Origin of the sequence: Thermococcus sp. LS1, from assembly GCF_012027395.1 — an archaeon.
Taxonomy (GTDB): domain Archaea; phylum Methanobacteriota_B; class Thermococci; order Thermococcales; family Thermococcaceae; genus Thermococcus.
The window spans coordinates 406,351-429,136 of the sequence record NZ_SNUJ01000001.1 but is presented as its reverse complement, the minus strand read 5'-3'; the positions used below and the strand labels follow the sequence as shown (position 1 = coordinate 429,136).

28 protein-coding genes are annotated in these 22,786 nt (G+C 52.1%); 17 read left to right on the top strand and 11 right to left on the bottom strand.

Annotated elements, in window-relative coordinates:
* The first annotated feature begins 1 nt into the window (after position 1).
* Positions 2-700 (top strand): ThiF family adenylyltransferase, encoded by a 699-nt coding sequence (locus tag E3E26_RS02405; RefSeq protein WP_167899739.1) that lies wholly within the window; start codon positions 2-4, stop codon positions 698-700.
* Here the strand turns inward: E3E26_RS02405 and E3E26_RS02400 are convergent.
* Complete coding sequence (locus E3E26_RS02400; RefSeq protein WP_167900115.1) at positions 693-1,565, bottom strand: hypothetical protein; 873 nt, start codon at positions 1,563-1,565, stop codon at positions 693-695. The two genes, E3E26_RS02405 and E3E26_RS02400, sit on opposite strands and share 8 nt — an antisense overlap.
* Positions 1,566-1,664: 99 nt before the next feature.
* Here E3E26_RS02400 and E3E26_RS02395 point away from each other — a divergent pair, with 99 nt between their 5' ends.
* Both E3E26_RS02395 and E3E26_RS02390 read left to right on the top strand, forming a co-directional pair.
* A complete protein-coding gene (locus E3E26_RS02395; RefSeq protein ID WP_167899738.1) occupies positions 1,665-2,093 on the top strand; it encodes a molybdenum cofactor biosynthesis protein MoaE in 429 nt (142 codons plus the stop codon).
* Between the two features lie 106 nt (positions 2,094-2,199).
* On the top strand, positions 2,200-3,132 hold the full coding sequence (locus E3E26_RS02390; RefSeq protein WP_167899737.1) for an SPASM domain-containing protein: 933 nt from the start codon (positions 2,200-2,202) through the stop codon (positions 3,130-3,132).
* On the opposite strand, the gene E3E26_RS02385 is transcribed toward E3E26_RS02390, so the two are convergent.
* Positions 3,129-4,043, bottom strand: coding sequence for an Lrp/AsnC family transcriptional regulator (locus E3E26_RS02385; protein WP_167899736.1), 915 nt, complete (start codon positions 4,041-4,043; stop codon positions 3,129-3,131). The two genes, E3E26_RS02390 and E3E26_RS02385, sit on opposite strands and share 4 nt — an antisense overlap.
* 71 nt (positions 4,044-4,114) lie before the next feature.
* On the opposite strand from E3E26_RS02385, the gene E3E26_RS02380 reads away from it, so the two are divergent.
* Genes E3E26_RS02380 through E3E26_RS02370 form a run of 3 tightly spaced genes read left to right on the top strand, consistent with a single transcriptional unit; the run spans position 4,115 to position 5,708 of the window.
* On the top strand, positions 4,115-4,603 hold the full coding sequence (locus tag E3E26_RS02380) for an adenosine-specific kinase (RefSeq protein ID WP_167900114.1): 489 nt from the start codon (positions 4,115-4,117) through the stop codon (positions 4,601-4,603).
* A 42-nt stretch (positions 4,604-4,645) separates the two neighbouring features.
* Entirely contained in the window at positions 4,646-5,200 is a 555-nt protein-coding gene (locus E3E26_RS02375) for an XTP/dITP diphosphatase (protein ID WP_167899735.1), read from the top strand.
* A gap of 55 nt (positions 5,201-5,255) precedes the next feature.
* Positions 5,256-5,708, top strand: coding sequence for an Lrp/AsnC family transcriptional regulator (locus E3E26_RS02370; protein WP_012572577.1), 453 nt, complete (start codon positions 5,256-5,258; stop codon positions 5,706-5,708).
* A 79-nt stretch (positions 5,709-5,787) separates the two neighbouring features.
* Here E3E26_RS02370 and E3E26_RS02365 read toward each other — a convergent pair whose 3' ends face one another.
* Positions 5,788-6,624, bottom strand: coding sequence for a radical SAM protein (locus tag E3E26_RS02365; RefSeq protein ID WP_167899734.1), 837 nt, complete (start codon positions 6,622-6,624; stop codon positions 5,788-5,790).
* A 184-nt stretch (positions 6,625-6,808) separates the two neighbouring features.
* Positions 6,809-8,101, bottom strand: coding sequence for a phosphopyruvate hydratase (eno, locus tag E3E26_RS02360; RefSeq protein WP_167900113.1), 1,293 nt, complete (start codon positions 8,099-8,101; stop codon positions 6,809-6,811).
* Between the two features lie 167 nt (positions 8,102-8,268).
* On the opposite strand from eno, the gene E3E26_RS02355 reads away from it, so the two are divergent.
* The 6 genes from E3E26_RS02355 to E3E26_RS02330 all read left to right on the top strand — a co-directional run bounded on the left by E3E26_RS02355 (position 8,269) and on the right by E3E26_RS02330 (position 13,966).
* Entirely contained in the window at positions 8,269-9,744 is a 1,476-nt protein-coding gene (locus E3E26_RS02355; protein WP_240911652.1) for a radical SAM/SPASM domain-containing protein, read from the top strand.
* Positions 9,745-9,910: 166 nt separating this feature from the next.
* Positions 9,911-11,128 carry an MFS transporter gene (locus E3E26_RS02350; protein WP_167899732.1) on the top strand — a complete coding sequence of 406 codons (1,218 nt, stop codon included), beginning with the start codon at positions 9,911-9,913 and terminating at the stop codon, positions 11,126-11,128.
* A gap of 161 nt (positions 11,129-11,289) precedes the next feature.
* Positions 11,290-12,507: a CGP-CTERM-anchored Cys-rich protein gene (locus E3E26_RS02345; protein WP_167899731.1), complete on the top strand. Its 1,218-nt coding sequence runs from the start codon at positions 11,290-11,292 to the stop codon at positions 12,505-12,507.
* Between the two features lie 30 nt (positions 12,508-12,537).
* Entirely contained in the window at positions 12,538-12,840 is a 303-nt protein-coding gene (locus E3E26_RS02340; RefSeq protein ID WP_167899730.1) for a hypothetical protein, read from the top strand.
* A gap of 177 nt (positions 12,841-13,017) precedes the next feature.
* Positions 13,018-13,695, top strand: coding sequence for a deoxyribose-phosphate aldolase (gene deoC / locus E3E26_RS02335; protein WP_167900112.1), 678 nt, complete (start codon positions 13,018-13,020; stop codon positions 13,693-13,695).
* The gene (locus tag E3E26_RS02330; RefSeq protein WP_167899729.1) at positions 13,682-13,966 is read left to right on the top strand and encodes a family 4B encapsulin nanocompartment shell protein; all 285 of its coding nucleotides are present in this window, start codon (positions 13,682-13,684) and stop codon (positions 13,964-13,966) included. The genes deoC and E3E26_RS02330 overlap by 14 nt, the downstream gene beginning before the upstream one ends.
* Here the strand turns inward: E3E26_RS02330 and E3E26_RS02325 are convergent.
* Both E3E26_RS02325 and E3E26_RS02320 read right to left on the bottom strand, forming a co-directional pair.
* Positions 13,963-14,562 carry an ECF transporter S component gene (locus E3E26_RS02325; RefSeq protein ID WP_167900111.1) on the bottom strand — a complete coding sequence of 200 codons (600 nt, stop codon included), beginning with the start codon at positions 14,560-14,562 and terminating at the stop codon, positions 13,963-13,965. The genes E3E26_RS02330 and E3E26_RS02325 overlap by 4 nt on opposite strands.
* A 74-nt stretch (positions 14,563-14,636) precedes the next feature.
* Positions 14,637-15,974 carry an ornithine aminotransferase gene (locus E3E26_RS02320; RefSeq protein WP_167899728.1) on the bottom strand — a complete coding sequence of 446 codons (1,338 nt, stop codon included), beginning with the start codon at positions 15,972-15,974 and terminating at the stop codon, positions 14,637-14,639.
* A 1-nt stretch (position 15,975) separates the two neighbouring features.
* Here E3E26_RS02320 and E3E26_RS02315 point away from each other — a divergent pair, with 1 nt between their 5' ends.
* The gene (locus tag E3E26_RS02315) at positions 15,976-16,449 is read left to right on the top strand and encodes a hypothetical protein (RefSeq protein ID WP_167899727.1); all 474 of its coding nucleotides are present in this window, start codon (positions 15,976-15,978) and stop codon (positions 16,447-16,449) included.
* Positions 16,450-16,468: 19 nt separating this feature from the next.
* Here the strand turns inward: E3E26_RS02315 and trxB are convergent, their stop codons facing one another.
* The 4 genes from trxB to E3E26_RS02295 form a co-directional block, all read right to left on the bottom strand.
* Complete coding sequence (gene trxB, locus E3E26_RS02310) at positions 16,469-17,461, bottom strand: thioredoxin-disulfide reductase (protein ID WP_167899726.1); 993 nt, start codon at positions 17,459-17,461, stop codon at positions 16,469-16,471.
* Between the two features lie 65 nt (positions 17,462-17,526).
* Positions 17,527-18,369: a hypothetical protein gene (locus E3E26_RS02305; RefSeq protein ID WP_167899725.1), complete on the bottom strand. Its 843-nt coding sequence runs from the start codon at positions 18,367-18,369 to the stop codon at positions 17,527-17,529.
* A 45-nt stretch (positions 18,370-18,414) separates the two neighbouring features.
* A complete protein-coding gene (locus tag E3E26_RS02300) occupies positions 18,415-18,942 on the bottom strand; it encodes a metal-dependent hydrolase (RefSeq protein WP_167899724.1) in 528 nt (175 codons plus the stop codon).
* Positions 18,939-20,144: an AAA family ATPase gene (locus E3E26_RS02295; protein WP_167899723.1), complete on the bottom strand. Its 1,206-nt coding sequence runs from the start codon at positions 20,142-20,144 to the stop codon at positions 18,939-18,941. Before E3E26_RS02295 ends, E3E26_RS02300 begins: the two co-directional genes overlap by 4 nt.
* Before the next feature lie 61 nt (positions 20,145-20,205).
* Between E3E26_RS02295 and E3E26_RS02290 the strand changes: the two genes are divergently transcribed.
* The 4 genes from E3E26_RS02290 to E3E26_RS02275 are packed head-to-tail and all read left to right on the top strand — an operon-like array spanning position 20,206 to position 22,128.
* Entirely contained in the window at positions 20,206-20,691 is a 486-nt protein-coding gene (locus E3E26_RS02290) for a THUMP domain-containing protein (RefSeq protein WP_167899722.1), read from the top strand.
* A 38-nt stretch (positions 20,692-20,729) separates the two neighbouring features.
* Positions 20,730-21,428 carry a SagB/ThcOx family dehydrogenase gene (locus E3E26_RS02285; RefSeq protein ID WP_167899721.1) on the top strand — a complete coding sequence of 233 codons (699 nt, stop codon included), beginning with the start codon at positions 20,730-20,732 and terminating at the stop codon, positions 21,426-21,428.
* On the top strand, positions 21,425-21,598 hold the full coding sequence (locus E3E26_RS02280; protein WP_167899720.1) for a hypothetical protein: 174 nt from the start codon (positions 21,425-21,427) through the stop codon (positions 21,596-21,598). The genes E3E26_RS02285 and E3E26_RS02280 overlap by 4 nt, the downstream gene beginning before the upstream one ends.
* A 47-nt stretch (positions 21,599-21,645) precedes the next feature.
* On the top strand, positions 21,646-22,128 hold the full coding sequence (locus E3E26_RS02275; RefSeq protein ID WP_167900110.1) for a ferritin family protein: 483 nt from the start codon (positions 21,646-21,648) through the stop codon (positions 22,126-22,128).
* A gap of 163 nt (positions 22,129-22,291) precedes the next feature.
* Here E3E26_RS02275 and E3E26_RS02270 read toward each other — a convergent pair whose 3' ends face one another.
* Positions 22,292-22,783, bottom strand: a complete 492-nt coding sequence (locus E3E26_RS02270) for a 4Fe-4S dicluster domain-containing protein (RefSeq protein WP_167899719.1) — start codon at positions 22,781-22,783, stop codon at positions 22,292-22,294.
* Positions 22,784-22,786 lie beyond the last annotated feature (3 nt).

Below are 22,786 nucleotides of genomic sequence, written 5' to 3'. Positions count from 1 at the left end.
TATGCTGAGCGAGAGGGAACTGGAGCGCTACGACAGGCAGATTATGATTTTCGGAAAGGAAGGTCAGGAGAAGCTCAAGAACTCCAAGGTGGCCGTGGTAGGAGTAGGCGGCCTTGGAAGTCCGGTCGCCTACTACCTTGCCGCCGCTGGAATAGGGACGCTCCTCCTCATAGATGAGCAGACGCCCGAGCTCAGCAACCTCAACAGACAGATACTCCACTGGGAGGAGGATTTAGATAAGAACCCCAAACCGCTCTCCGCCAAATGGAAGCTGGAACGCTTTAACTCCGACATAGAAATCGAGACCTTCGTGGGACGTCTAAGTGAGGAGAACATCGATGAGGTTCTCGAAGGCGTTGACATAATCGTTGACTGCCTCGACAACTTCGAGACGCGCTTCCTTCTCGATGATTATGCGCAGAGGAAGAAAATCCCCCTCGTCCATGGCGCGGTCGAAGGAACCTACGGTCAAGTGACGACGATAGTTCCGGGCTTCACCAAAAGCCTGCGCGAAATCTTTCCAAACGTAGGGAGAAAGAAGGAGAAGTTCCCGATTTTAGGAGCTACCGCGGGGGTCATCGGCACGCTTCAGGCAATGGAGGTCGTTAAGCTACTCACAGGCATCGGCGAGCCGCTACTGAACAAGCTTCTCATAGTCGATCTGGCCTTCAACACCTTTGATGTCGTGGAGCTCAAGTAGCGGGCTCCTTCACGCTTTTCTTTTCGTTGATGTTCTTTATCTCGATGATCTCGCTCCAGGATCCCTCCTGGGTTATCGTCATGGTGCCGAGCGTCGGGTCGTCTATCACTGTCTTGGAACTAACAGTGTAGCTTATCTTTCCGCCAACGAGCTCTCCGTCCCTGAAGTAGAGCTCCAAAATACCGCTGTCAACGCTTATCTCCGTGTCTGGAGTGGTTGCGAAGTACATCCTTGCCAGTGGCTCGAGATCGGAGCTTCTGAGGTAGTATATGAGCGTTAGAACGTCATCCTCTTCGCGTTCGTCGGGTTCTCTGGTTAGATACTTCCTGGCGAGGCTTACGAGATTGTATTCCCAGAGGAATTCACTGGTGGTACTATCGTCCGTCTTTATCCATCCGGCAATCGTCCGGATGTATGTCACGTTGCCCACAATTACCTGTGAGAAGTTGGTGGAAGCCCCATCCGGCATGCTGACGGTGGTGGAATTTATCCACGCGCTCCACGATTCAAAGTCCATGTAACCTTCCTCGACTATGCTGAGGTTCACGTGGTCTTTCTGGGTGATTCCTTCCTGCTCCACTGTTACTACCATTGAAATCGTGGCGTTGCTCACGTAGGTAAACTGCTTTATCTCTGAGACTGCCCGTAGAAGCTCAGAAATGTCATACCTTCCCGGGGTCTCCGTTGAGGTTGGGGTTTCAGTGGGGGTGGTGGTTGTGGAGGTACTCGTGGTCGTTGGGCTCAACGTCTGGGTTTCAGGTGGAAGGGACTCGCTCGATGTCGTGGTTGAGCCGCTGGAAGATATACAGCCCACCATGAGTCCAGTGAGCAAAATGAGGATGAGCACAAGCGCGTATTTTCTCATTCCCTTCACCGACAACTCCTGAGCTTGAAACCACTTAAACCTTTTTATTAGCCCGACAGATTTAATTGGGTGAAGCCTTAAGTTCCATGGGGGATGGATATGAAGGTTAAGATTACTAAAGAACCCTTCGATCTCAATGAGGCGTTGAGTTATCTTCTCGTTCCAGAGGCCGGTGGCTACGTTTTCTTCTTGGGGAAGGTCAGGAACGAAAACCATGGCAGAAAAGTCAGAAAACTCATCTACGAGGCCTATGAAGAGATGGCCATTGAGGAGATGGAGAGGATACGGAGGGAGGCCCTTGAAAAGTTTCCCATACTGGACATCCTGATATGGCACCGCTACGGCGAGCTCAGTGTGGGCGAGGACACGATACTCATTATTGCCAGTGGCAAGCACAGGAAGGAGGCATTTGAGGCCTGTATGTGGGCAATCGACGAGGTCAAGAGACGCGTCCCGGTTTGGAAACGGGAGGTGACTGATGAGGGTATCTTCTGGATTGAGGGGGATAGATTAGTACCAGACAAATGAACATCTCTGTTCTCTCCATTTTTTGCAGACTACTGTTAGTGGTGTGCAAAATCGGAATAGAAAAAGTATATATACGATTTTGTCCATTCTCCGTCGGTGAGGGTCAATGGAGAAGGTTGTATACAGTGTCGCTAATTCAGTTGATGTCGGAACGTCCACAAACATTGTCTCCGTTGGAAAGCCGCCATGGAGCAGCCAGTCCCACAGCGGAAGGCTGGAGAGGCTTATCCTCCAGCTCGGCGCCGGAAGTGGAAAATTCTCTGAGGTTACCGGTATCCCCCGCTCGATAGGCTGCATCGGTAACAACTCATTTCTACTCCGGCGGGAACCCCTCAGCCCCGAGAGGGTGAGGGAAATAATAAAGGATTTCAGGGATATCGGTGGAAGGGAGCTCTGGCTCACAAACTACGATCGCATCGAATACCTCACCAGCATCGCTGCATATGCCGTTGAGATAGGCGTCCCCGAGGTGTACGCCGTTGTTAAGCTCGAGGACCTCGAATCAGTCTATCCGGTTGAGGGGGTTCGTTTCATAGCCGAACTAGAATACTCCAAAGAGAACATTCAGAAGCTTGAGGCTCAGGACTGGCTCCACGGAGCTCTTGTAATGGCCACCGCAAAGCAGTACGATGAACTTAAGGGCCTCAAGATCAGCTTCTCCGGGGAAATCTACGTTGATATACTCTACCCGGGTTCGGCCAGGAAGCTTGACTTTAACGTCATAGAGATGAAGAGGGTTCTTAACCAGAGCGCCGAGATGTACCATGACTGCCTTGCAGGAACCCTGGCAATAACCGCTGAGGGGTACGCCCTTCCGTGTCCGCTCCTCAGGAATTACATCGTGGCTGATGTTAAGGAGGTCGGACTGAGGAAGGCCCTCAGGAAGAAGCGCCTCAAGGAGTCCTGGAGGCTTACAAAAGACAAGATAGAAGCCTGCAGCCGTTGCCCATTTAGGTACATATGCCACGACTGCAGAGCACTCGAATACCAGGCAACTGGGGAGCTTTACGGTCTTGAGTACTGCCAGATGGTGTTTTAAAAGTCCAGTATGGAGTGGTACCCGCTCCCATCTTTTTTAACCATACCAGAGAGCCTTTTGGTGTATTTCATGTCGTTCAACTCCTTGAAAGTGTCGAAGTACTCTATGAGGAGCTTGTCCACGTAGTTGCTGAACTCGAGTATCTTGCTTCCAAGATCTTCCTTTGACGAGAAGAACCACTCAAGGAGATAGCCGTAGGATGGCAGCACGCCCACTGTTATCTCGTACTCTCTGAAGCGCTCCAGCACTTCCTCGTTCAGACTCTTTGTGAGCCCTATGACACCTCTGTCGTGGATATTCATATCAATGAGGGGGACGAAACCGACGAGAATACCTTCCTCTTTGAGCCTGTTTATCATAAACCTGACCGTTGGCCTGGTCTTTCCAAGTCTTCTGGCTATTTCGGTTATCGGGGTTCTGGCGTCCACCTTGAGAATGTCCATGAGAACGGCGTAGTCGTAGCTGAGGGTCCATCTCCCAAAGTTGTCATCTCCGCTGTATGGATAGGCTCTAACTTCGTAGTACTCATAGTCGCGGGAGTACCTGGAGAGAAGGTCGTCTATCTTATCGGTTTGATCTGCCGGAACGTATATAATCAGCGACAGTCCGTTCTTAAAGCCGAAGGCTGGATTTATGTAGCCTATAAACGGGTTTGCCGCTATTCTGTCAACTACCTCCATAAGCTCCTCTGGGGGCACGCTCAGAAATGCAACGAAACTCTTCAGTCCAATGAGTCTTAGATTGTACGAGGCGTTTACGGTTAGATACTTCCCGTAGTACTTGTCGTAGAGCCTTTTGAGCCTGTAGTAGTCTATGTCTTCCTCCTCCGCTATCTTCTTCAGGCTGTCGGTTGGATGTCTGCCAAGGATTTCAACCAGGAACTCGAGCTCTTCCATCACAGGCTCGGCCATTCTACCTCACCGATTTATCCCACGGGAAAAAGTTAAATCGTTCTTGATATTAAATTCTTCCGGTGGTGACCATGGTGAAGATAGAGGTTGTTGATATAGAAAAACCTGAGGGTGTTGAAGTGATAATCGGACAGGGGAACTTCTCCATATTCACAGTTGATGACCTCGCAAAGACACTTCTCACCACTGTCCCGGGTATAAAGTTCGGTGTAGCCATGAATGAGGCAAAGCCTCAGCTTACTCGCTTCACCGGCAACGATGAGGAGCTCAAGAAGCTCGCCGCCAAGAACGCAGTGAAGATAGGGGCCGGCCACGTCTTTGTGATTCTCATGAAAAACGCCTTCCCGATAAACGTCCTCAACGCCATCAAGAACCACCCTGCCGTTGCCATGGTCTACGGCGCCAGCGAGAACCCGTTCCAGGTTATCGTTGCTGAGACCGAGCTTGGAAGGTCAGTGCTTGGTGTCGTTGACGGCAAAGCGGCAAACAAGATAGAGACCGAGGAGCAGAAGGCTGAGAGGCGCGAGCTCGTCGAGAAGATTGGCTACAAGATAGACTGAAAGCTTTTTATCGTCTTTTCTTCTCTATCCTTCGGTGGTTATATGAGGCTGGCGTTCATCACTTCTAACCCCGGAAAGGTTGAGGAAGCGCGAAAGTACTTTGAACCCTTGGGCGTTGAAGTTTATCAGCTCAGGGTTGAGTATCCGGAGATACAGGCAGATACGCTCGAAGAAGTTGCCCTCTTCGGCTTGGAGTGGCTGAGCAGGAAAATCGATGGACCGTTTTTCCTCGACGATTCTGGTCTCTTCGTCGAAGCTTTGAAGGGATTCCCTGGTGTTTACTCTGCCTACGTCTACAAGACCCTCGGCGTTGACGGCCTTCTGAAGCTCATGGAGGGCGTTGAGAACAGGAGGGCGTACTTCAAGAGTGTCATAGCTTACTGGGATGGCGAAGCTCACGTCTTTACCGGTATTGTGGAAGGCGAGATAATCCACGAGAAGCGCGGAAACATGGGCTTCGGTTTTGACCCGGTATTCAAGCCTTCGGGTTTCGACAAAACTTTTGCCGAAATGACAACCACCGAAAAGAACAAAATATCACACAGAGGTCAGGCTCTTAAAGCTTTTTCAGAGTGGCTAAAGGAAAACCTTAAATAAGCTCATCCTCCCAAAAATTATGATTGAAGTTGTACAAGTGACGAAGGGGGTCGCGATGGTAACTTCACTCGATGCCACTGATATGAAGCTGTTGAAGGAACTTAAGGAAAACGCCAGGGAGAACATAGCCTCGCTCAGTAAGAAGCTGGGCATCCCGAGGACCACCGTCCACTACCGCATCAAAAAGCTCGTTGAGGAGGGCGTGATCGAGAAGTTCACAGTTAAGCCAAACTACAAGAAGCTCAACCTTGGCACTACCGCTTTCATACTTGCCAGATACGAGCCAGATTCCGGCCTGAGCCAGCGGGAGGTCGCTGAAAGAATAGCCGCCCTCGAAGGGGTTTACGAGGTCCACATCATAGCAGGCGAGTGGGATCTCCTCATAAAGGTGCGCGCCCCCTCATCGGAGGAGGTTGGCAAGATAGTCGTTGATAGGCTCAGAGAAATCAAGGGCGTCGGCCAAACTGTGACTATGGTGTCATTCGTTACCGTGAAGGAGGAGCTGTAAAGCTTTAGGGCGATGATTGGCGTTCTCCTTTCTGATTTTATGATGATGCGAGGTTTACTGAGCCCACTACCGTGGCGCCCTACATAACGCAGCACTCGTAGATTATTTCAACTTCCCTCACAGTTTTTGCCCATTCTATAACTTTTCTTGGTGGGTTCGTCAGTCTGTCAACGCCCGCTGAGACGGCCCCCTTATCAAAATCAAGGCGCCATTTCCCAAGCGGCCTCATGCAGCCTATGCTAAGCTCGCCATCAAACTTTTCCCTGGCGTACCTGACAACGTTGAGGCTCTCCTCCACACCTGGCTTTTGAACGCTCTCCATCTCAGTGCCGGGTGTTGGGATGAGTACGTCGAGGACGATGACGTCTATAGGGTACTGAAGGAGCATGTCTATTGCCTTGTACTCCCAGTGAATTCTGCCGAAGTCAAGGCCGATTGTTATATGGGGTGCGACCCTAACACCGGCTTCGGTGAGCAGATCGAGAATTCTGAGGTAGTCTTTGACGGTCTTGTTTATCTTGTACACGCGCCTTATCACGTCGTTATCTCCGACGAAGTCGAGGGAAACGACGTCAACGTATTTGACCCACTCCAAATCGCTCTCGTCGATGAAGCCGACGTGGGCGTTGAGCTTTAAGCTCGTCCTCCTCTTTATTTCCCTCAGCTCGTCCGCGTACTTATCCAGTGGTACCTTCAACCTGGAATCCATGCCGCCGCTGAGGAGGCAGCCGGTATAGCCTTCCTTTTCCAGATTCATACAGTAGTTGAGGAGCTCCCTTCGCGTGGGTTTTCTCATTCTCTCCAGGTAGTGCCTCCCGCAGTGGGCGCAGTTGAGGGCACAGTAGTTGCCGGTGAGCGAGATTGAGGGAAATTTGATGCCGGGGATGTAGATTTTGAGTTTTTTTCGTTCTGCCATTTAAACCACCTCGCAGAACAGGGGGTTGTAGGGGACAGAGTCTACTTGGAGAGTTTGATAGTCATTCTTCATTGTTGAGGCCTCCCAGGATGGGCACACTCCTGGTTCTTGCGAGTTCAAAAAACGTTGAAGCCGAAGTTAAAAACTCTTGCTGGCCAATAATGTGGAAAAGAAAGAGAATGGCTCAGAAGAACGGGTTCCTGAACTTCCTGCCCGGATAGTACGCGATGCCCTCGAGCTCCTCTTCGATCCTGATGAGCTGGTTGTACTTGGCGTTCCTGTCACTCCTGGCTGGAGCACCGGTCTTTATCTGGCCGGCGTTAAGGGCAACGGCAAGGTCTGCTATGGTAGCATCCTCGGTCTCTCCGCTCCTGTGGGAGACGACGACGCCGTAGCCAGCCCTAAAGGCTGTGTAGGCGGCATCTATGGCCTCGCTCAGCGTTCCAATCTGGTTGACTTTGAGGAGGAGCGCGTTGGCGGCACCCATCTCGATGCCCTTTCTTATCCTCTTCGGGTTGGTGACGAAGAGGTCGTCGCCGACTATCTGTATCTTGCCGCCGAGCTCTTTAGTGATGAGCTTGAAGCCCTCCCAGTCCTCCTCCTGGAACGGGTCCTCGATAGAGACTATCGGATAGCTCGAGACGAGCTCCTTGTAGAGGTCAACGAGCTCTTCCCTCGTGTACTCCTTGCCGGCAACGACGTACTTGCCGATGTCCGGGTGGTAGAACTCGCTGGAAGCTGCATCAATAGCGAGGGCAATCTCGTCGCCCGGCTTGTAGCCGGCCTCCTCAATGGCCTTGATGAGGGTCTCGAGTGGCTCGGTGACCTCTTTCATTGGCGGTGCGAAGCCACCCTCGTCTCCAACGTTTATTGCACCCTTGCCGTACTTCTCGGCTATGACGCTCTTAAGAACGTGGTAGGTCTCGCTGACCCACATTATGGCCTCCCTGAAGGAGGCTGCACCAACGGGCATTATCATGAACTCCTGGAAGTCGAGCTCGTTTCCAGCGTGAACGCCGCCGTTGATGACGTTGCTCATTGGAACGGGCATTACGTAGGCGTTGGTTCCGCCTATGTACTGGTAGAGCGGAAGGCCGAGGGCGTTGGCGGCGGCCTTAGCAACGGCCAGAGAAACGCCGAGAATAGCATTTGCACCGAGGTTGCTCTTGTTCTCGGTGCCGTCGAGCTCGAGCATGAGCATATCGATGTCCCTCTGCCAGGTGACGTCCATACCGATGAGTTCGGGCGCGATTATCTTGTTGACGTTCTCAACAGCCCTTCTAACGCCTTTTCCATGGTAGCGCTTTCCTCCGTCGCGGAGCTCAAGGGCCTCGTGGGTTCCAGTGCTCGCTCCGCTCGGAACCGCTGCCCTTCCCATGCTTATCGGCGTGTAGACCTCGACCTCAACCGTAGGGTTTCCCCTGCTGTCCAGTATCTCCCTGGCAACGACCGCGGTTATCTCAAAGGGGTTCTCCATCTCAATCACCTCGGGTGATATTCTCCAAGCAGCATATAAAGCTTTTAGTCTCTCTGGGCTTGTTGTGGGTTTTTTGGCTGTTATTATAACTAGGTTGTTGCCATGTTTTGCAGAACAAAAAAGTCGAAATTTTTTTTAAATTATTTTATGCATTTAACCTATTGAGGATGGTATTAATGGATATAGATGATACAAATAGAGATTTAAACTGTATAAAGTCTGAAATAGCTGGTTTTCCAAAGTTTTTCGTGATACACGATAGCTCGGGATACGTGGTGGAGGTAGAGCCCGAAATCTACTCCGGCCTTCAGAAAATCAAAGAAGGGGAAGGGGACAAACTAACCTCGGAAGAGCGAGCAAAACTTAGGGAACTTCAGAACTATTTGAACCAGCTCCCGCCCCTAAACCTTGAATACAACGAAGATTACGGTTTCCTCCTTGGGGGGAGTATCAACGTTTCCCAGGCCTGTAATTTCTCCTGCGTTTACTGCTACGCAAATAAAGGAACCTATACCCTCGAAAAGCCAAAACTTATAGACAAAGAGACAATCCGAAAGGCCATAGACTTCCTATTTGAAAAATCTCCCTATGGAGTGAGCATAGTCTTCTTTGGAGGGGAACCCCTACTAAACTTTCCTGCAATAAAAGAAGGCGTCCTCTATGCAGAGCAGAAGGCCAGGGAAACAAAGAAACCCGTCTTTTTCAACGTTACAACCAACGGATACCTTCTCACCCCAGAGGTGGCTGAATTCGTACTAAACCACCCCTTCAACGTGATAGTGAGCATGGATGGACCTAAAGAAATCCACGACCATAACAGACCCTTTGCGGACAACTCCCCCACCTACAATGTTGTAGCTAAAAACCTCAAGCACCTCGTTGAAGAAGCTAAAAAAAGAGGAAAGCTCCACAAGATTTCTGTGAGAGCAACTGTTCTCCCAGAACAGCTTAATAGAGTTTATGACATCTACCACCACATCAAGACAGAATTTGGAGTCCTCAACGTCGGGGTTGAATTAGCCACCCTCTCGGACAGCGTAGTAACCAAGGGGCACATTGATACTTACCTGGACCAACTCAAGAAAATCGCCGTCGAAGAAGTTGAAACCTTTGGGGAGTTGGGAACCGTTGTTTACGTCAAATTCAAACAGATAATCCAGGATGTTTACAGAGGGAGAGTAAGTAGCTTCCATTGTGGCGCTGGAAAGGGAAGCGTTGCCATTGACGTGAACGGAAACATTTATCCGTGTCATCGGTTCGTCAGCATGAAGAACTTTGAGCTTAGCCACATTGAGAACTTCGAATGGGAACATCTAAAACGCTTTGAGCTCCAAAAATACAACTTCTTCAACCATGAACCCTGTAAGAGCTGTTGGCTAAAACTCTACTGCCACGACTTTTGCTTCTACGAAAACACAATATACACGGGCAAGGGATTCATACCGCCTGCTCTGAAATGCTACTATTCGAGAGAATCTTTCAAAATAGGACTATGGCTTTACTCCCGGCTCTGGGATGAATATGAGGAAGAGTTCGAGAAGGTGTTAGAAAAGTCAATCTCAGTCCCCAGCTCTGACCCTGAACGTAATACTGCTCCTGAGCTTGAGAGGATAGAATCAGAACACATCACGGCCACAATTTAAAGGAGGTGACAAATTGAGGGCTTTAGTCAAAACAAAGCCAAAAGTTGCCACCTTGATGGCATGCCCTGCGATAAAGGACATATGGTGTGAAGTCAAGGAGATAACCTGAATTCTTCTAACATTTTTATTTTTGTCTGCGCTGTAATCGGGAGACAGGTGATGGAATATGGATATAGTAAAGCGCTATACCTTACTTTACATCTTCATGAATACAGGCTTCATTGGGAACCTCCTCATCGTCTACTACCTCTCAAAGGGCCTTACATATGCCCAGATAGGCATCGCGACATCGATACTGACTGTGGGATTCTTCCTGTTTGAGGTCCCGACAGGTGTGGTCGCGGACAAGATGAGCAGGAAGCTCAGCGTTCTGGTGGGCTTTGCGATAAATATAACGGCCATGATATTCCTGATATTCCTTAGGGGATTCCCGATGTTGCTCATTTATGCCATTGTTGCTTCGTTCGGCGCAACGTTCGTGAGCGGAAGCCTCCAAGCGTGGCTCTTTGACAACCTCAAACACCTTGGGATGGAAAGAGAATACCGGAGCCTAATGAGGGACATTAAAACTCTTACGATTCCACTCTCGGCACTAGCCATAGCGATCGGAGGAATCCTCGCCCAGCTCTACGGCTTCTGGCTTCCCCTTCTTCTTACGTTAATCCTTGAAATAGCTACCCTTATCGTGGCCTACACGATTCCAGAATATGAATTCAAAAAACCAGAGCGCTCATACCTCTCACACACTCTCCATTCATTCAAGGACATCCTCCAGCCCCAGCTCTTCTGGCTGGTGGTTCTCTCGATAACCGTCGTCATGGCCACGAACCAGTTCCGGAAGTTCTTCGAGCCCTACCTCGGTGAGATACTCGCAAAAAGCCTTGGAACGACCTTAATGGGAACCCTTGGACTCCTTGGAATTGTTGAATCCATCGTGAAGATTATCCCAAGGCTCATAGGCGTTCGCTTAAGGGACTCGTGGAGCGTTAAGGCCTACTCCCTTGCCCCGGTTGTCATTCCAGTATTGACGGCATTGTCGGTCGTTTACCAGAATCCGCTTTGGATTATTGCCATTGGGATTTTCGTTACGGTGATTCACACGGCCTTCTCCTTTAACCTTGGGATAGAGATCCAGTACAGGATTCCGAGCGAGAAGAGGGCCACCATACTGTCCGTTTACTCCATGGTCTCGGCACTGGTCATGAGCGTTTTCTACTTCATCTACGGGTTTGCCGTTGATTGGCTTGGGCTTGGGGAGGCGAGACTGGTGTTTGCCATAGCGCTACTGGTTGCTGGAATCTTCCTGAAGGCCGGTGAAATCGTGGGGCCCCTCGGGGAGACCCTACGGCTCAGGCACGCGGAGGCTATCCCAAATGAGCGGTAGGCCGTATCCTAAACAATACAATGGCAAATTTGGGAATTGGATGGCCTTTGACTTTTCTTTTCTCAAGCCTCACCCTTAGCCGGGAGGAGGTCAGTTCAAGCTGGATTGAAGCGATGGGAAGGGGTATATATTTCCTCTCCTTATTTCCTACGGTGGAGATCATGAAGAGGGTCATGGTGCTGATTGTGTTTTTGATGTTCGCTCTAACACCCCTGTCCGAGGCCTGCATGAGCCCCACCGATGTCTACGCGGTCGAGGTCGTTCTGAACAAGCCCGGGATAATTTACAAGCCGTATCCCGCTTTTAATGCTCTTCACAACGCGATAGTCGAGAACAGCACTTTCATCTTTCGCTCCCACTACGACAAAAGGCTTGCGGTTATACTATGGAACGCCAGCGACGGTCCTCACCTGAGGATAGAGATTCTGGCAGAGTGGAGAGAGACTGGGCTGGCTAAAACAGCCTTCAACGCCTCGCTCCTGATAACAACCGACGCACTTGAAAAGTTGGAAGCTGATGGATGGAAAACAAAGGACAACCTAACTTTCACTAGGGGCAACGTCACGATAACTCTGAAGCCCGTGACTGGGGGAGAGTGCACTTCGGATGGGGACTGCGCCACTGGCGGCTGCTCCGGGGAAGTATGTGCTCCGAGGGAAGAGGCTGCCAAGATAATAACCCCCTGCGTCTATCGCGAGTGGTACACCTGCCTCGGCCTGACGAGCTGCGGCTGCGTAAACGGGATCTGCACCTGGAAGCCAAACGATGCCTTCGAGTCCTGCCTGAGGGAGCACGGGATTGATCCTGAGAAAGTTATCCGGGCGGGTTCCGTGAGGGTGGAGGTTGAAGCTTACGACATGGACCCTGGAGAGGTTGAAGCCGCCGTTAAGGATTTTCTCTCGGCCTTTGGTGTTGACTGCAACCCGGTGCTAACCTTCATGGAACCCATGAGTGGAAGGCTCGTTCCTGTGGTTGATCCCTCCGAGGTGAACTTCTCGGAGGCGGTAAAAGTCGAGCTCGAGTGGCTGAGGGATGTCGGAGTGCTTCAAATAAGCGACGAAGACATCGAAGCGATAGCTAAAGTTGCCGGGCCTGGAAAGGCGGGGCCTAATTCCCACATCGGCTGGTATGAGACAAAAGACGGCACTTATGCGTGGATACCCTATGATGAGAGCCTTAATCCAATGTTGGTCAGGTGCACCGCCGATGAGGTGCCCACCTACAACCTCCCGAACGGAACGGTCTATGTTGGTCCAACAATAACCCAGCCTCCATCCACAGATGCTACCACGTCGACGGAGAGTTCACCAAACGGTGGGATATGCGGTCCTGCCTTAGTCGTTGGGCTGTCGTTGGTTACCCTCCTGCGGAGGAGGTGAACTTTTAAACCTCCTCTCCAACTTTTCACCATGGACTGGAAAAGACAACTTCGCGAAGAGGGTTTTCTCGAGCTGGATGGCTTTAGGGTGGAGCTTACCCTGGACAACACTTTCATGGACTTGGACTACATACCGAGAATAATCGTCTACGACTATGAGAACGGGAAATGGCACGTCCTGAGAAACGCCATACCGAAGGGAAGGACACTCGAGGAGAACTGGGACAACGCAGTGAGGGTTTTTGAACGGATAGTCAGAGGTGAAGAGGAGCCACAGTTTGGTGAGGAGGGTGTTAAAGAGCGGTTCTTGAAGGCTTTGGAATCCTTGAGATGAGGGGGCTTCCTTTCTTGCGCCTTTGCCAGAACCGTGGTGCTTTCCCTGCCCTTTAAAAAAAAGTCCAAAAATTGTCAAAAATCCAAAAAAGGGACCTGCAGATTTTCCGATTGAGTCCCCATTTTTGAGGAGAAAAATTCTAAATGCCTTTAGATGGAGTAGTAACCGGTGATGGGTATGAGCGATCAAATTGATATCGCCAGATATATTGACCATACGAATCTCAAACCTTACGCTACTGCCGATGATATAGTTAAGCTCTGCGATGAGGCCAAGCGCTACAACTTCTACGCCGTCTGCGTCAATCCCTACCGCGTTAAACTCGCCAAGGAGCAGCTCAAAGGTTCGAACGTAAAAGTGGCCACCGTCATAGGATTTCCACTCGGTGCAACTCCCACAGAAGTCAAGGTCTTCGAGGCGAAGAAAGCACTTGAAGACGGCGCCGATGAGCTGGATATGGTGATAAACATCGGCGCGCTGAAGGATGGCGATTATGAGTACGTTAAGCGAGACATAGAAGAGGTCGTCAAGGTCGCCCATGAGAAGGGGGCAATAGTCAAGGTCATTATCGAGACCTGCTATCTAACTGAGGAAGAGAAAGTCAAAGCCTGCGAGCTGGCCAAGGAGGCCGGAGCGGACTTTGTGAAGACCTCGACCGGCTTCGGAACCGGCGGCGCAACAGTCGAGGACGTCAAGCTGATGAGAAAGGTCGTTGGCCCCGATATGGGTGTCAAAGCATCTGGAGGAATCAGAACCTACGAGCAGGCAATGGCTATGATAGAGGCTGGCGCGACGAGGATAGGGACCTCTAGTGGTGTGAAAATTATGGAGGGGGCAATGGATGCAGGAAATTAAGGACATCCTTGATCGGGCCATTCAGGAACTCAGGGCGGAGGGTCTTGAGCCGGACATCCTCCTCGTTGGTCCAGGCTTCCTGGAGCACACCATCCAGGTGCTCAGGGAGTGCAAGCTTAAGATATACAAGATTGATGAGCTCGGCTACGATGCGGTGGTCGCTGACTCCAAGTACCTCGGCCAGATAAAGCGCGCCTCCAGAAGGATTTCGGTCGAGCCTCTCCTCGAAGAAAATGAAATGTGGGAAGAAATAAAGAAGCTGAACGTTTAGATGAGGTCTTCGACCTCGGGATACCTCTTCTTTATTGCCTGCGCTAGTCCGGTGCCGACTAAAACACCGGTGACTGCCTGGACGATGTTGGGTGGGACTTCCTGGGCCGCCGCCGGAATTCCAAACATGTACGCCTCGAACAGGAAGTAGCCGGTTACCATTATTATTCCACCGACTATGCCGGCTATGATGAGCGTCGAGACATTGTCGCTTCTCCTTGCCAGATAACCAACGGCGAGGCCTTCCAGTCCCTTGACGACGAGCGTTATTGGCGCCCATCCGGGGTATCCTGCTATAACATCGCCGAGGGCAGAGCCGACACCACCTGCAAAGACACCAACAACGGGGCCGAAGACCATAGCTGTGAACATCACCATCGTGTCGCCGAAGTTGAGGTAGCCGCCGGTCGCTGGAATGGTTATCGTGACGAATGCAGTGGTGACACCCACTACGGCCGCCATCATTGCAGATATTGCCATAACATTGGCGCTCCTGAACTTCTCTCTGTTGGCCCAGAGGTAGGCGAGGTAGACTATGATCGCCCCTCCAAGTACATAGGGCACGTAGGGTTTTAGCATTTCAGTTAGGTCTCCCATGTTCACCACCTGAAGAATTTCAAGTTTCAACTTTAAAAAACTTGGCCCAGGAAAAAGCGAGAAGAAAAAATGGATCACTGGAGAGCGGCCTTGAGGCTCTCCTCGAATATTTCCATAGCCACGTCGATCTCTTCCTTGCTGATGGTCAGCGGTGGGATGAACCTTATGCTGTTGTCGCCGCAGCCGAGGAGTATAAGGCCGCGCTTGACGGCTTCCTTGACGATTTCGTTCCTGAGCTCTGGGTGCTTCTCCTTGGTGTCCTTGCTCTTGACAATCTCGACGGCCTGGGCGAGACCGAGACCTCTGGCATCTCCGATGACATCGTACTTCTCCTCAAGTTCCTTGAGGCGCTTGTGGAGGTAGTCACCGACATCCTGGACGTGCGGCAAGAGCTCCTTGACGATCTCCACGACCTCTATTCCAGCCGCTATGGCGACGGGGTTGCCGCCGAAGGTCGAGGCATGCCTGCCAGGCTTGTCGAACGCTATGTCGGCCCTGTGGACGACACCGGCGAGCGGAATGCCGCCGCCTATGGCCTTACCGAACTGGATGGTGTCCGGGGCAATGCCAAAGTGCTCAATGGCCCAGAACTTGCCCGTCCTGCCAACACCCATCTGGACCTCGTCGTCCGCGAGGAGGATTCCGTAGTTGTCGGCGAGCTTCTTGAGCTCCTTGAAGAAGTTCTTCGGTGGAACGACGTAGCCACCCTCACCCTGAATCGGCTCGAAGACTATGGCGCCAACCTCTTCGGGCGGAACATGGCGGAAGACGTACTCCTCGATGAACTCAATGACCCTGTTAACAAGCTCGTCCGGCTCGGCGTAGCCATCAATGTGCCAGGGGTTCCTGTAGGGGTTCGGATAGGGTACGTGCTCAACGCCCGGCATGGTCGGGAAGAAGCGCTCCTGCTGGACCCATTTGCTTGCGGTGAGGCTGAGAACGGCCTGGGTCCTGCCGTGGAAGGCGTGGTAGAAGGCTATGAACCTCTTCCTGCCGGTGCCGTACTTGACGAGCTTCATCATGGCCTCGTTGGCCTCGGCACCGCTGTTCTGGTAGACGACCTTCTTCGGGAAGTCGCCCGGGGCGAGCTCGGCAAGCTTGTTGGCTAGTATTATGGCGTTCTCGTAGAAGAAGTCGTTCAGTGCGAAGTGAGTGAACTTCTCGGCCTGCCTCTTAACGGCCTCAACAACCCTCGGGTGGGCGTGGCCGACGTTGAGAACACCGACACCGCTTCCGAAGTCGTAGAAGACGTTTCCGTCGACGTCGTAGACGAGTATGCCATCACCGTGGTCGATGACTATAGGGAGGGTATCGGGGTCCTGGGTGGTAACCGCCAGAGCCTCGAAGTTCTTCTTTATTATCTCCTGAGCCTTCGGCCCGGGAAGCTCCTTAACGTTTGGCCTAACCACCATCGTGCATCACCGATGGAAGAAGGAACTTCTCCTATATAATCCTATGTTCATCAATGAACACTTTTGGTCGAAAAATCTTCGGGAGAACGCCAAAAAGCGTGAGCTCATAAAAGACCACCGCCCGTGGGGACGCAAAGTTAATAAACTTAGAAGAGTTTCGATTTTCGGTATGATGGTGGTGAAGTTTTACTGGAGCATCAAACGGAAGGAGCGAAAGAGAGGGGATTTTGGTAAAGCCCTTCTGGCTAGTTCCATCGCCTCGATAATGGTGATTGCTGCCATGGAGGTTCTTATGGGTGAGCGGGATTTAATAGCCGCCCTTGACATGGCAGTTAAGGTAATCCCGTTCATGGCTTTGTGGGTTTTTGTCTTAATATCGCTCTTTGACCGGGGTTTTCTCTTTGACGAAGAAGATGAAAGCCGTTCGGCCCTTCCTTATGATGATGTGTCAGAGACGGCTGAAAGCGAGAAATGAAAAGAGATGACTCTGAAGCTCACTCCGCTGCCTTCCCGTTCCACTCCTCGAGGAGCTCCTTCGCTGAGTTGGCAGCGATGGCACCCTGACCGACTGCAACGGCTATCTGCTTGAAGACGTTGGTTATATCGCCGGCCGCGAAGATGCCCTTGACCTTGGTGCGCATGTGCATATCAACTGGGATGTAGCCGTACTCGTCGGTTATGCCGAGGTGCTTGACGAAGTCCGTCTTCGGCTCGTATCCTATGAAGATGAAGACGCCGTCAACGGCCATCTCCGTCTCCTCGCCGGTCTTAACGTTCTTGAGCTTCACCGCCTCGACCTTGCTGGTTCCCTTGATCTCGGTGACGACGGTGTTGAGTATCGTCGGAATTCCGCTGGCCTTGAACCTGTCCTGGAGTATCTTGTCGGCCCTGAACTTGTCGCGCCTGTGGACGAGGGTGACGTCGACTCCTATGCTCTTGAGGTAGAGGGCCTCCTGCAGGGCGGTGTTTCCGCCGCCGACAACTATGACTTTCTTGCCCTTGAAGAGCGGGCCGTCGCAGGTGGCGCAGTAGCTGACTCCCCTGCCGGTGAACTCGGCCTCGCCTGGAACGTTGAGCTTCCTTGGGGCGGCACCGACGGCTATGATTATGGTCTTGCCCTTGTACTCCTTGCCGTTCTTCGTCCTGACGACGAACTTGCACGGGCCCTCGTAATAGGCGCACTCGGTCGGGTCGATCCTCTCGACCTCGTCAAAGACTATGTCAACGCCAAGCTTTTTGACGTGCTCGTGCATCCGGGTGGTCAGCTCCGAGCCGCTGATGCCCTCCGGGAAGCCGGGGTAGTTCTCTATGAGGTCCGTCAGTGCCATGTTTCCGCCGAGGTCTTTGCTGATTATCAGGGTCTTCAGTCCGAAGCGTGCCGCGTATATCGCTGCGGTGAAGCCAGCCGGTCCGGCGCCTATGATGAGCACGTCCCAGGCCTTCTTCTCGTACTCGCCTCCGCGTGAAAATCCTCCCAGACTAAACATCTCTCCCACCTCCAGGCTTTTCTAACGTGGGCTATTTAAAAGCATTATTGCCCAGGGATGTGTATTCAAATCACGATCTCGACCCTTGTTTCGCCCTCTGGTATTTCCTCTCCTGGTTCAGCCATCAAAGTTGCCCTGTCGTGGATGTCGCTCCCAAGGGGAACGTCAAGGGTGAGCTCTATGATGTACTCACCGTGTCCTTCTAGGAAGATGCTCTTTCCAAGGACCTTCTTGAACTCCCTCGGATCGACGACGTTCTTGTTGGAAATTATCATGAGCTTCTCCCTCATGAATTCCCTGCTGAATTCAGCGCTTTCCCTCGTTTCAGCAAGCTTCTCAGTGACCTTAGGGCCTTTCCTCTTCAGCTCCACCCTCGCTCCCCTGCACTTCTGAACGGTGGCGTAGAGCCTTCCGGAAAAGCCCCATTCGGTTAGGTCAATCCTTGCATGGGCGAACTCCATCTCCTTTGAGGCCTCCAGCGATTGCTTGTCGATCTCGAACCTGTAGGACGGAATTATGGGTATCAGCAGGATGTTCTCGAGCTCTGGCTCCATGAGGAGGTACGCTGGAACATCTATTAGGGTCTCCTCGCTCTTATTCATGATCAGGGAGAACCTCTCTGGCTTCAGTTCTATTCTGTCTGTTTCTAACTCCTCACTCTGAGTGAACTTCCTGTCGATATGGTAATGTCGGCTCCTCCCGGAGCTCGACCAGTACCCCTTAAGGGTGAGTCTCCCCTTAACGAGCCTCATTCTCCTCGGGAGAACCAGCTCGTTTCCCTCGATCCTTAACCCTTCCCTGAACCTTTCGGCTTTCTGCTTAGCAGTCTCCCGCTGGCGATGGCCCCAGAGGATGATCGCCAAGATAATGAATATGATCAAGAAGAAAAAGAAAACTCCCGGATCCATAGCACCACCGATGGGTGTTGCCCCTTGGAACGATAAACCTTTCCCTCACACCAGCGAGACGTCCCTGTCGAGTATCAAGTGGAGCGTGTAGCCGCTGAAGGCCGCGAAGCCGAGGAAGACGGATTCTCCAGATGGCAGTCCAATACCAAAGTTCCCAAGGGCGAATGCGAGCAGACCGTAAACGAAGGCAAAGAGCAGGGAGTGAATTATGCCTCTGTGCTTTGGCATTATGGCCGTGAAGCCATACCATGATATGACTCCTGCTATGGCCCCAAGAACCCATGCGAGGGTGATGTTCTCCCACTCAGTCCCGATGTTTACCATGTCCACGCTCCTGAGGTAGACGATGCTGCCGACTGCAACTGAGACCAGCGGCTTCGTTCCGCGGTGGATGAGGGCGTTGGGATGATCCATGTCCGGCAGGTCGCTTCCCAAAACGTAGAGGGCGTAGCCGAGCACCATTGCTATTGTGCTGAGCTCAATCGGAAAACCGAAGTTTTTGAGGAGGGAAGCCACCGCGATGGCCAGGGGATAGGTTATTATCCCGGCCAGCACGTGCTCCTCGTAGTTCATTCTTTCTCCTCCTTATTCGAAGCCTCCTCAAGGAACTTTCTGACGTAGTCTGGAACCTTGTAGTTGCCCTTTGGATCACCGACGAGGAAGCCGAGCCTTATTAGCTCGTTGAGCTGATCATAGACCTGTATTCCGGGCTTCTTGACGTGCTTCGCGACCTGTATGTAGCTGATCGGTCCGCCGTTAAACTCGAAGACTATCGCCTCGACGAGGTCCTTGTAGTCCTTCGGGATCCTCGTGAGGTATTCCTCAAGGCTCTTGGGCTCCTCGAGGATAGTCGTGACCACGTAGTCGTCTATCGGATCGAACTTGTGCTTGGCAGCTTCGCTCAGAACGTAGTGAAGTAAGCGAAGAATCTGTCTCGGGTTGCCCTTTCCGAGCTCGTGGATGAGCTTTATGGCCTCCTCCGTGAACGGATAAAGCGGGTCGTCGGTGTCCCTTATCCTGACCATGTTGAGCCTCTTCTTGACGAGCTCGTAAGCCTCGTCGAGGCTCATCGGCCTCAGCTTGAACTCATAATGCAGGCGCATGAAGAATGCGGGGAATATCTTGCTGTACTCTTCGTAGGCCTCGGGCACACAGGCGAAGGCCACTATACAACCCTTGGGCATGTTGCTTATGAAGTGTCTCAACATCTCGAAGAACTGTATCTTTTCCTGCTCACTCGCGGTCTGCATGTTCTCGAGCTCGTCGAGGAGAAGGGCACAGTAGGGGTACTTGCCCATCTGCTCCGTCAAAAGCTCGGCTATATCCCTGCTCTTGTACTCCTGACGTGAACTGAGCATTTTCTCTAAGCGGTCGATGAAGCCGAGCTTTCTTGAGAGGTTCTCAAGGAAGATGTTCGTCCTGCTCTTTGGCGGCTTCAGTGCGTAGAATATGTCGCGCGTGAGCTTGAGGATGTCATTGGTATCAACCTTGACGTAGATGGCTTTTCCTTTATTCTCTTCGATGGCCTTTGCTATGGTTTTCAGCCTCTGGGTTTTGCCCATTCCGAGGGGACCGACTATGGAGAGGGCTATGGAGCTTTTATTTCCTATGATCTCGGAGAGTATCATCTGCAGGCGCATGTCGATTTCCTGATAGACGTGAATGCCCTCGACGTCGGCTATTCCCTCACTTGCGAGCTGCTCGAAGGGGTTCCGAGAAAGGCCATAAACCTCGTATGACTGGTAGGGGTAAAGCTTAAGGCCGCCGGTTTCCATTTTAACTCACCGCATAGTTTAGGGTTGTGAAATATAAAAGCTTGTCCATTGGTGAGCAAAAATGACAGTTCTGCTCGTTACGGCACCTCAAGGCCGTGAGGGGGATGCAATCCTCGAGCTGGAATGGGCGCTGGAGAAGGTTAAGGTCAAGGGAACGGACTGGAAGGGTGTTCTCCTGGCCGAGACCCCCCTGTCCCGAGAGGAAGCCCTCGAAAGGCTTAAGCGCTTCGAAACGCAGGCAATACAGAGGGTCATTCCGCTGGAAGTTCTTGTCCCCGCCCGAAGGGAGGAGATAGAGGAAGCCGCCCTTAAACTTGCAGAAAAAATCGATGGAACCTTCGCCGTTCGGGCGAAGGTTAGGGGAAACAAGGCACTCAAGGCGAGGGAGCTTGAGATTGACCTCGGCTCTCTAATCGTCGAGCGCTACGGACTCAAAGTTAATCTGAGCGAGCCGGAATACACCCTAGTCGTCGAGGTTATCGGAAAGAAGGCTGGAGTGGGGGTTCTCAAGCCCGACGAGATGCTCAGGTTCGAGGTGAAGGACTAGTGGGAAACCTAAAATACGATTAAAGACCAATTCATAACATGGACTACCGACACGTCTCGTATATGGTGATTCTGCTCGTCATAGTCTCTTCGCTTCTGATACTCGTAAAGCCCTATCTCGGGCGTGGAGGAGGTGAGACCATCTCAGGCGAAGTCGTTCTACTTCCGGAGCCCAGATTAACAGGCGAGATGAGCCTTGAAGAGGCCATAGCGATGAGAAAGAGCATACGCTCCTACAGGAACGAGCCCCTAACCCTGGAGCAGCTCTCCCAGCTTCTCTGGGCGGCTCAGGGCATAACGCACGGGAACAAACGAAGCGCCCCGAGCGCCGGCGCCACTTATCCCTTTGAGGTCTACATTGTCGTTGGAAACGTCGAGGGCCTTGAGCCGGGTATCTACCACTACGACCCCTTTGAGCACAGCCTGACGCTGGTAAAGGAGGGCGACTACAGGAGGGCACTGCAGAAGGCCGCCCTCGACCAGAAGTGGGTCGGAAACGCTCCGGTTGACATAGTCCTTGTGGCCTTCTACGAGAGAACGACCTCCTATTACGGCGACAGAGGAATAATGTACGTCCACATGGAGGCCGGACACATCGGACAGAACATATACCTTCAGGCCACCGCCCTTGGACTTGGAACCGTCGCTGTTGGGGCCTTCTACGAGGATCAGGTGGCTGAGATACTCGGAACCGAAGGCGTTCCTCTCTACATCTTCCCCGTGGGTGTCCCAGGATGATAGACCACCACACGCTCGGCTATCTTACCTTTGCCCTCATGAGCCTGACGATGCTCAGCGGGGCTTTCATCTTCCTCTCGGAACGAAGGGACTTCTGGATCAAGGTTCACATAGTCCTCAGCGTCGCGACGTACCTTATTATGGTCATTCTCATATGGTTCGTGAGGTGAACTCAAGGTTTTTAGTCCCATAGGGAGTAGTGTTATTGTGATTGGCCATGTACGACGTTGACGAGATAGTGGCGGCCCTTCAAAAATTGAACTACGAGGAGGTCCTGGCTTACTGGATAGAGGGTGAGAAGGAGGAGGCAAAATTTTACAGGGAGCTGGCCAAAAGAGCCAGAGACCTCGGACTCGGTGAGGAGCTCGTGAAGACTTTTGAGAAGCTTGCCGAGGATTCTGTAGGGCACGCAAAAGATCTGGAGGAGCAGTTCAGAGTAAAGTACGGCAGAAAGCCGAGGAGTGAGGTTCCACCGTTTGAAGTTCTGCCCCTTCTCGATAAGTTCGAGAGGGCCGACCAGCTCGAGGAGATACTCAAGGCCGCGATGGAGAGCGAGCTGATAGCCTACAAGTCCTACAAGTCCCTCTCCGAGATGGTTGGTGATGAAGAGCTCAGGAAACTCTACGCCAAGCTGGCCGACGTTGAGTGGGGTCACTATGAGCTTCTGAGGCAGAGGTACGATGAGCTGGTAAAGGGCTGAGGTTCAAAACTAGGAAACCAGAATCGGCGTCCCGTTTATGAAAAATTTCATTCAAAATCCTCCCTCTATTCTAAAATCCTTCCATAGACGATGAGGGGCGATAGTGACGCCTACGGGAGACCATGGATCCTACTGGGGATAAAAGAGAGTATGGGGGCTTGGGCTAGCTTTCTGACTCCATTGCCGCGTTTACTTCTTTTTTCACGATCTCCCTCGCCTCGGGCGGCTCCTCTATGAGGTTGTCGCTGTACTTGTCGTAGTCGGCTAAGAGGAACTCCTCGCTCATGCTGAGGGCTTTAACGGCCTTCTCCTCGCCGGGGAACTTTTTGCCGGGGCAAACGTCAACGCACAGTGCGCAGAACATACATCTGGCAACGTAGTGCCTTATCTTCTTCAGCTCTGGTATCCACTCCATGGCATCGGCAGGGCAGACCATTATGCACAGCCTGCAGCCGATACACCTCTCGGGGTCATAGTGCAGCTTCCCTCTGAATCCCTCCGGCGTCGGGACGGGCGGATTTATCTTAACCTCCCCCTTCTGGACCTTCTCTATGAGCTCTGTGACGTTGCTCGGCGCGTGCTTGACGGGGAATGGGTTCGTTGCTGGCTTCTTGACGAGCTGCTTGAGCAGGACGAACATCATCTTGTTGACCATTCT

What these genes read in the sequence shown, in the direction of transcription:
- E3E26_RS02405 (WP_167899739.1), top strand. Translation starts at nt 2, where the DNA reads ATGCTGAGCGAGAGGGAACTGGAGCGCTACGACAGGCAGATTATGATT.
- E3E26_RS02400 (WP_167900115.1), bottom strand. Translation starts at nt 1,565, where the DNA reads ATGAGAAAATACGCGCTTGTGCTCATCCTCATTTTGCTCACTGGACTC.
- E3E26_RS02395 (WP_167899738.1), top strand. Translation starts at nt 1,665, where the DNA reads ATGAAGGTTAAGATTACTAAAGAACCCTTCGATCTCAATGAGGCGTTG.
- E3E26_RS02390 (WP_167899737.1), top strand. Translation starts at nt 2,200, where the DNA reads ATGGAGAAGGTTGTATACAGTGTCGCTAATTCAGTTGATGTCGGAACG.
- E3E26_RS02385 (WP_167899736.1), bottom strand. Translation starts at nt 4,043, where the DNA reads ATGGCCGAGCCTGTGATGGAAGAGCTCGAGTTCCTGGTTGAAATCCTT.
- E3E26_RS02380 (WP_167900114.1), top strand. Translation starts at nt 4,115, where the DNA reads ATGGTGAAGATAGAGGTTGTTGATATAGAAAAACCTGAGGGTGTTGAA.
- E3E26_RS02375 (WP_167899735.1), top strand. Translation starts at nt 4,646, where the DNA reads ATGAGGCTGGCGTTCATCACTTCTAACCCCGGAAAGGTTGAGGAAGCG.
- E3E26_RS02370 (WP_012572577.1), top strand. Translation starts at nt 5,256, where the DNA reads ATGGTAACTTCACTCGATGCCACTGATATGAAGCTGTTGAAGGAACTT.
- E3E26_RS02365 (WP_167899734.1), bottom strand. Translation starts at nt 6,624, where the DNA reads ATGGCAGAACGAAAAAAACTCAAAATCTACATCCCCGGCATCAAATTT.
- eno (WP_167900113.1), bottom strand. Translation starts at nt 8,101, where the DNA reads ATGGAGAACCCCTTTGAGATAACCGCGGTCGTTGCCAGGGAGATACTG.
- E3E26_RS02355 (WP_240911652.1), top strand. Translation starts at nt 8,269, where the DNA reads ATGGTATTAATGGATATAGATGATACAAATAGAGATTTAAACTGTATA.
- E3E26_RS02350 (WP_167899732.1), top strand. Translation starts at nt 9,911, where the DNA reads ATGGATATAGTAAAGCGCTATACCTTACTTTACATCTTCATGAATACA.
- E3E26_RS02345 (WP_167899731.1), top strand. Translation starts at nt 11,290, where the DNA reads ATGAAGAGGGTCATGGTGCTGATTGTGTTTTTGATGTTCGCTCTAACA.
- E3E26_RS02340 (WP_167899730.1), top strand. Translation starts at nt 12,538, where the DNA reads ATGGACTGGAAAAGACAACTTCGCGAAGAGGGTTTTCTCGAGCTGGAT.
- deoC (WP_167900112.1), top strand. Translation starts at nt 13,018, where the DNA reads ATGAGCGATCAAATTGATATCGCCAGATATATTGACCATACGAATCTC.
- E3E26_RS02330 (WP_167899729.1), top strand. Translation starts at nt 13,682, where the DNA reads ATGCAGGAAATTAAGGACATCCTTGATCGGGCCATTCAGGAACTCAGG.
- E3E26_RS02325 (WP_167900111.1), bottom strand. Translation starts at nt 14,562, where the DNA reads ATGGGAGACCTAACTGAAATGCTAAAACCCTACGTGCCCTATGTACTT.
- E3E26_RS02320 (WP_167899728.1), bottom strand. Translation starts at nt 15,974, where the DNA reads ATGGTGGTTAGGCCAAACGTTAAGGAGCTTCCCGGGCCGAAGGCTCAG.
- trxB (WP_167899726.1), bottom strand. Translation starts at nt 17,461, where the DNA reads ATGTTTAGTCTGGGAGGATTTTCACGCGGAGGCGAGTACGAGAAGAAG.
- E3E26_RS02305 (WP_167899725.1), bottom strand. Translation starts at nt 18,369, where the DNA reads ATGGATCCGGGAGTTTTCTTTTTCTTCTTGATCATATTCATTATCTTG.
- E3E26_RS02300 (WP_167899724.1), bottom strand. Translation starts at nt 18,942, where the DNA reads ATGAACTACGAGGAGCACGTGCTGGCCGGGATAATAACCTATCCCCTG.
- E3E26_RS02295 (WP_167899723.1), bottom strand. Translation starts at nt 20,144, where the DNA reads ATGGAAACCGGCGGCCTTAAGCTTTACCCCTACCAGTCATACGAGGTT.
- E3E26_RS02290 (WP_167899722.1), top strand. Translation starts at nt 20,206, where the DNA reads ATGACAGTTCTGCTCGTTACGGCACCTCAAGGCCGTGAGGGGGATGCA.
- E3E26_RS02285 (WP_167899721.1), top strand. Translation starts at nt 20,730, where the DNA reads ATGGACTACCGACACGTCTCGTATATGGTGATTCTGCTCGTCATAGTC.
- E3E26_RS02280 (WP_167899720.1), top strand. Translation starts at nt 21,425, where the DNA reads ATGATAGACCACCACACGCTCGGCTATCTTACCTTTGCCCTCATGAGC.
- E3E26_RS02275 (WP_167900110.1), top strand. Translation starts at nt 21,646, where the DNA reads ATGTACGACGTTGACGAGATAGTGGCGGCCCTTCAAAAATTGAACTAC.
- E3E26_RS02270 (WP_167899719.1), bottom strand. Translation starts at nt 22,783, where the DNA reads ATGGTCAACAAGATGATGTTCGTCCTGCTCAAGCAGCTCGTCAAGAAG.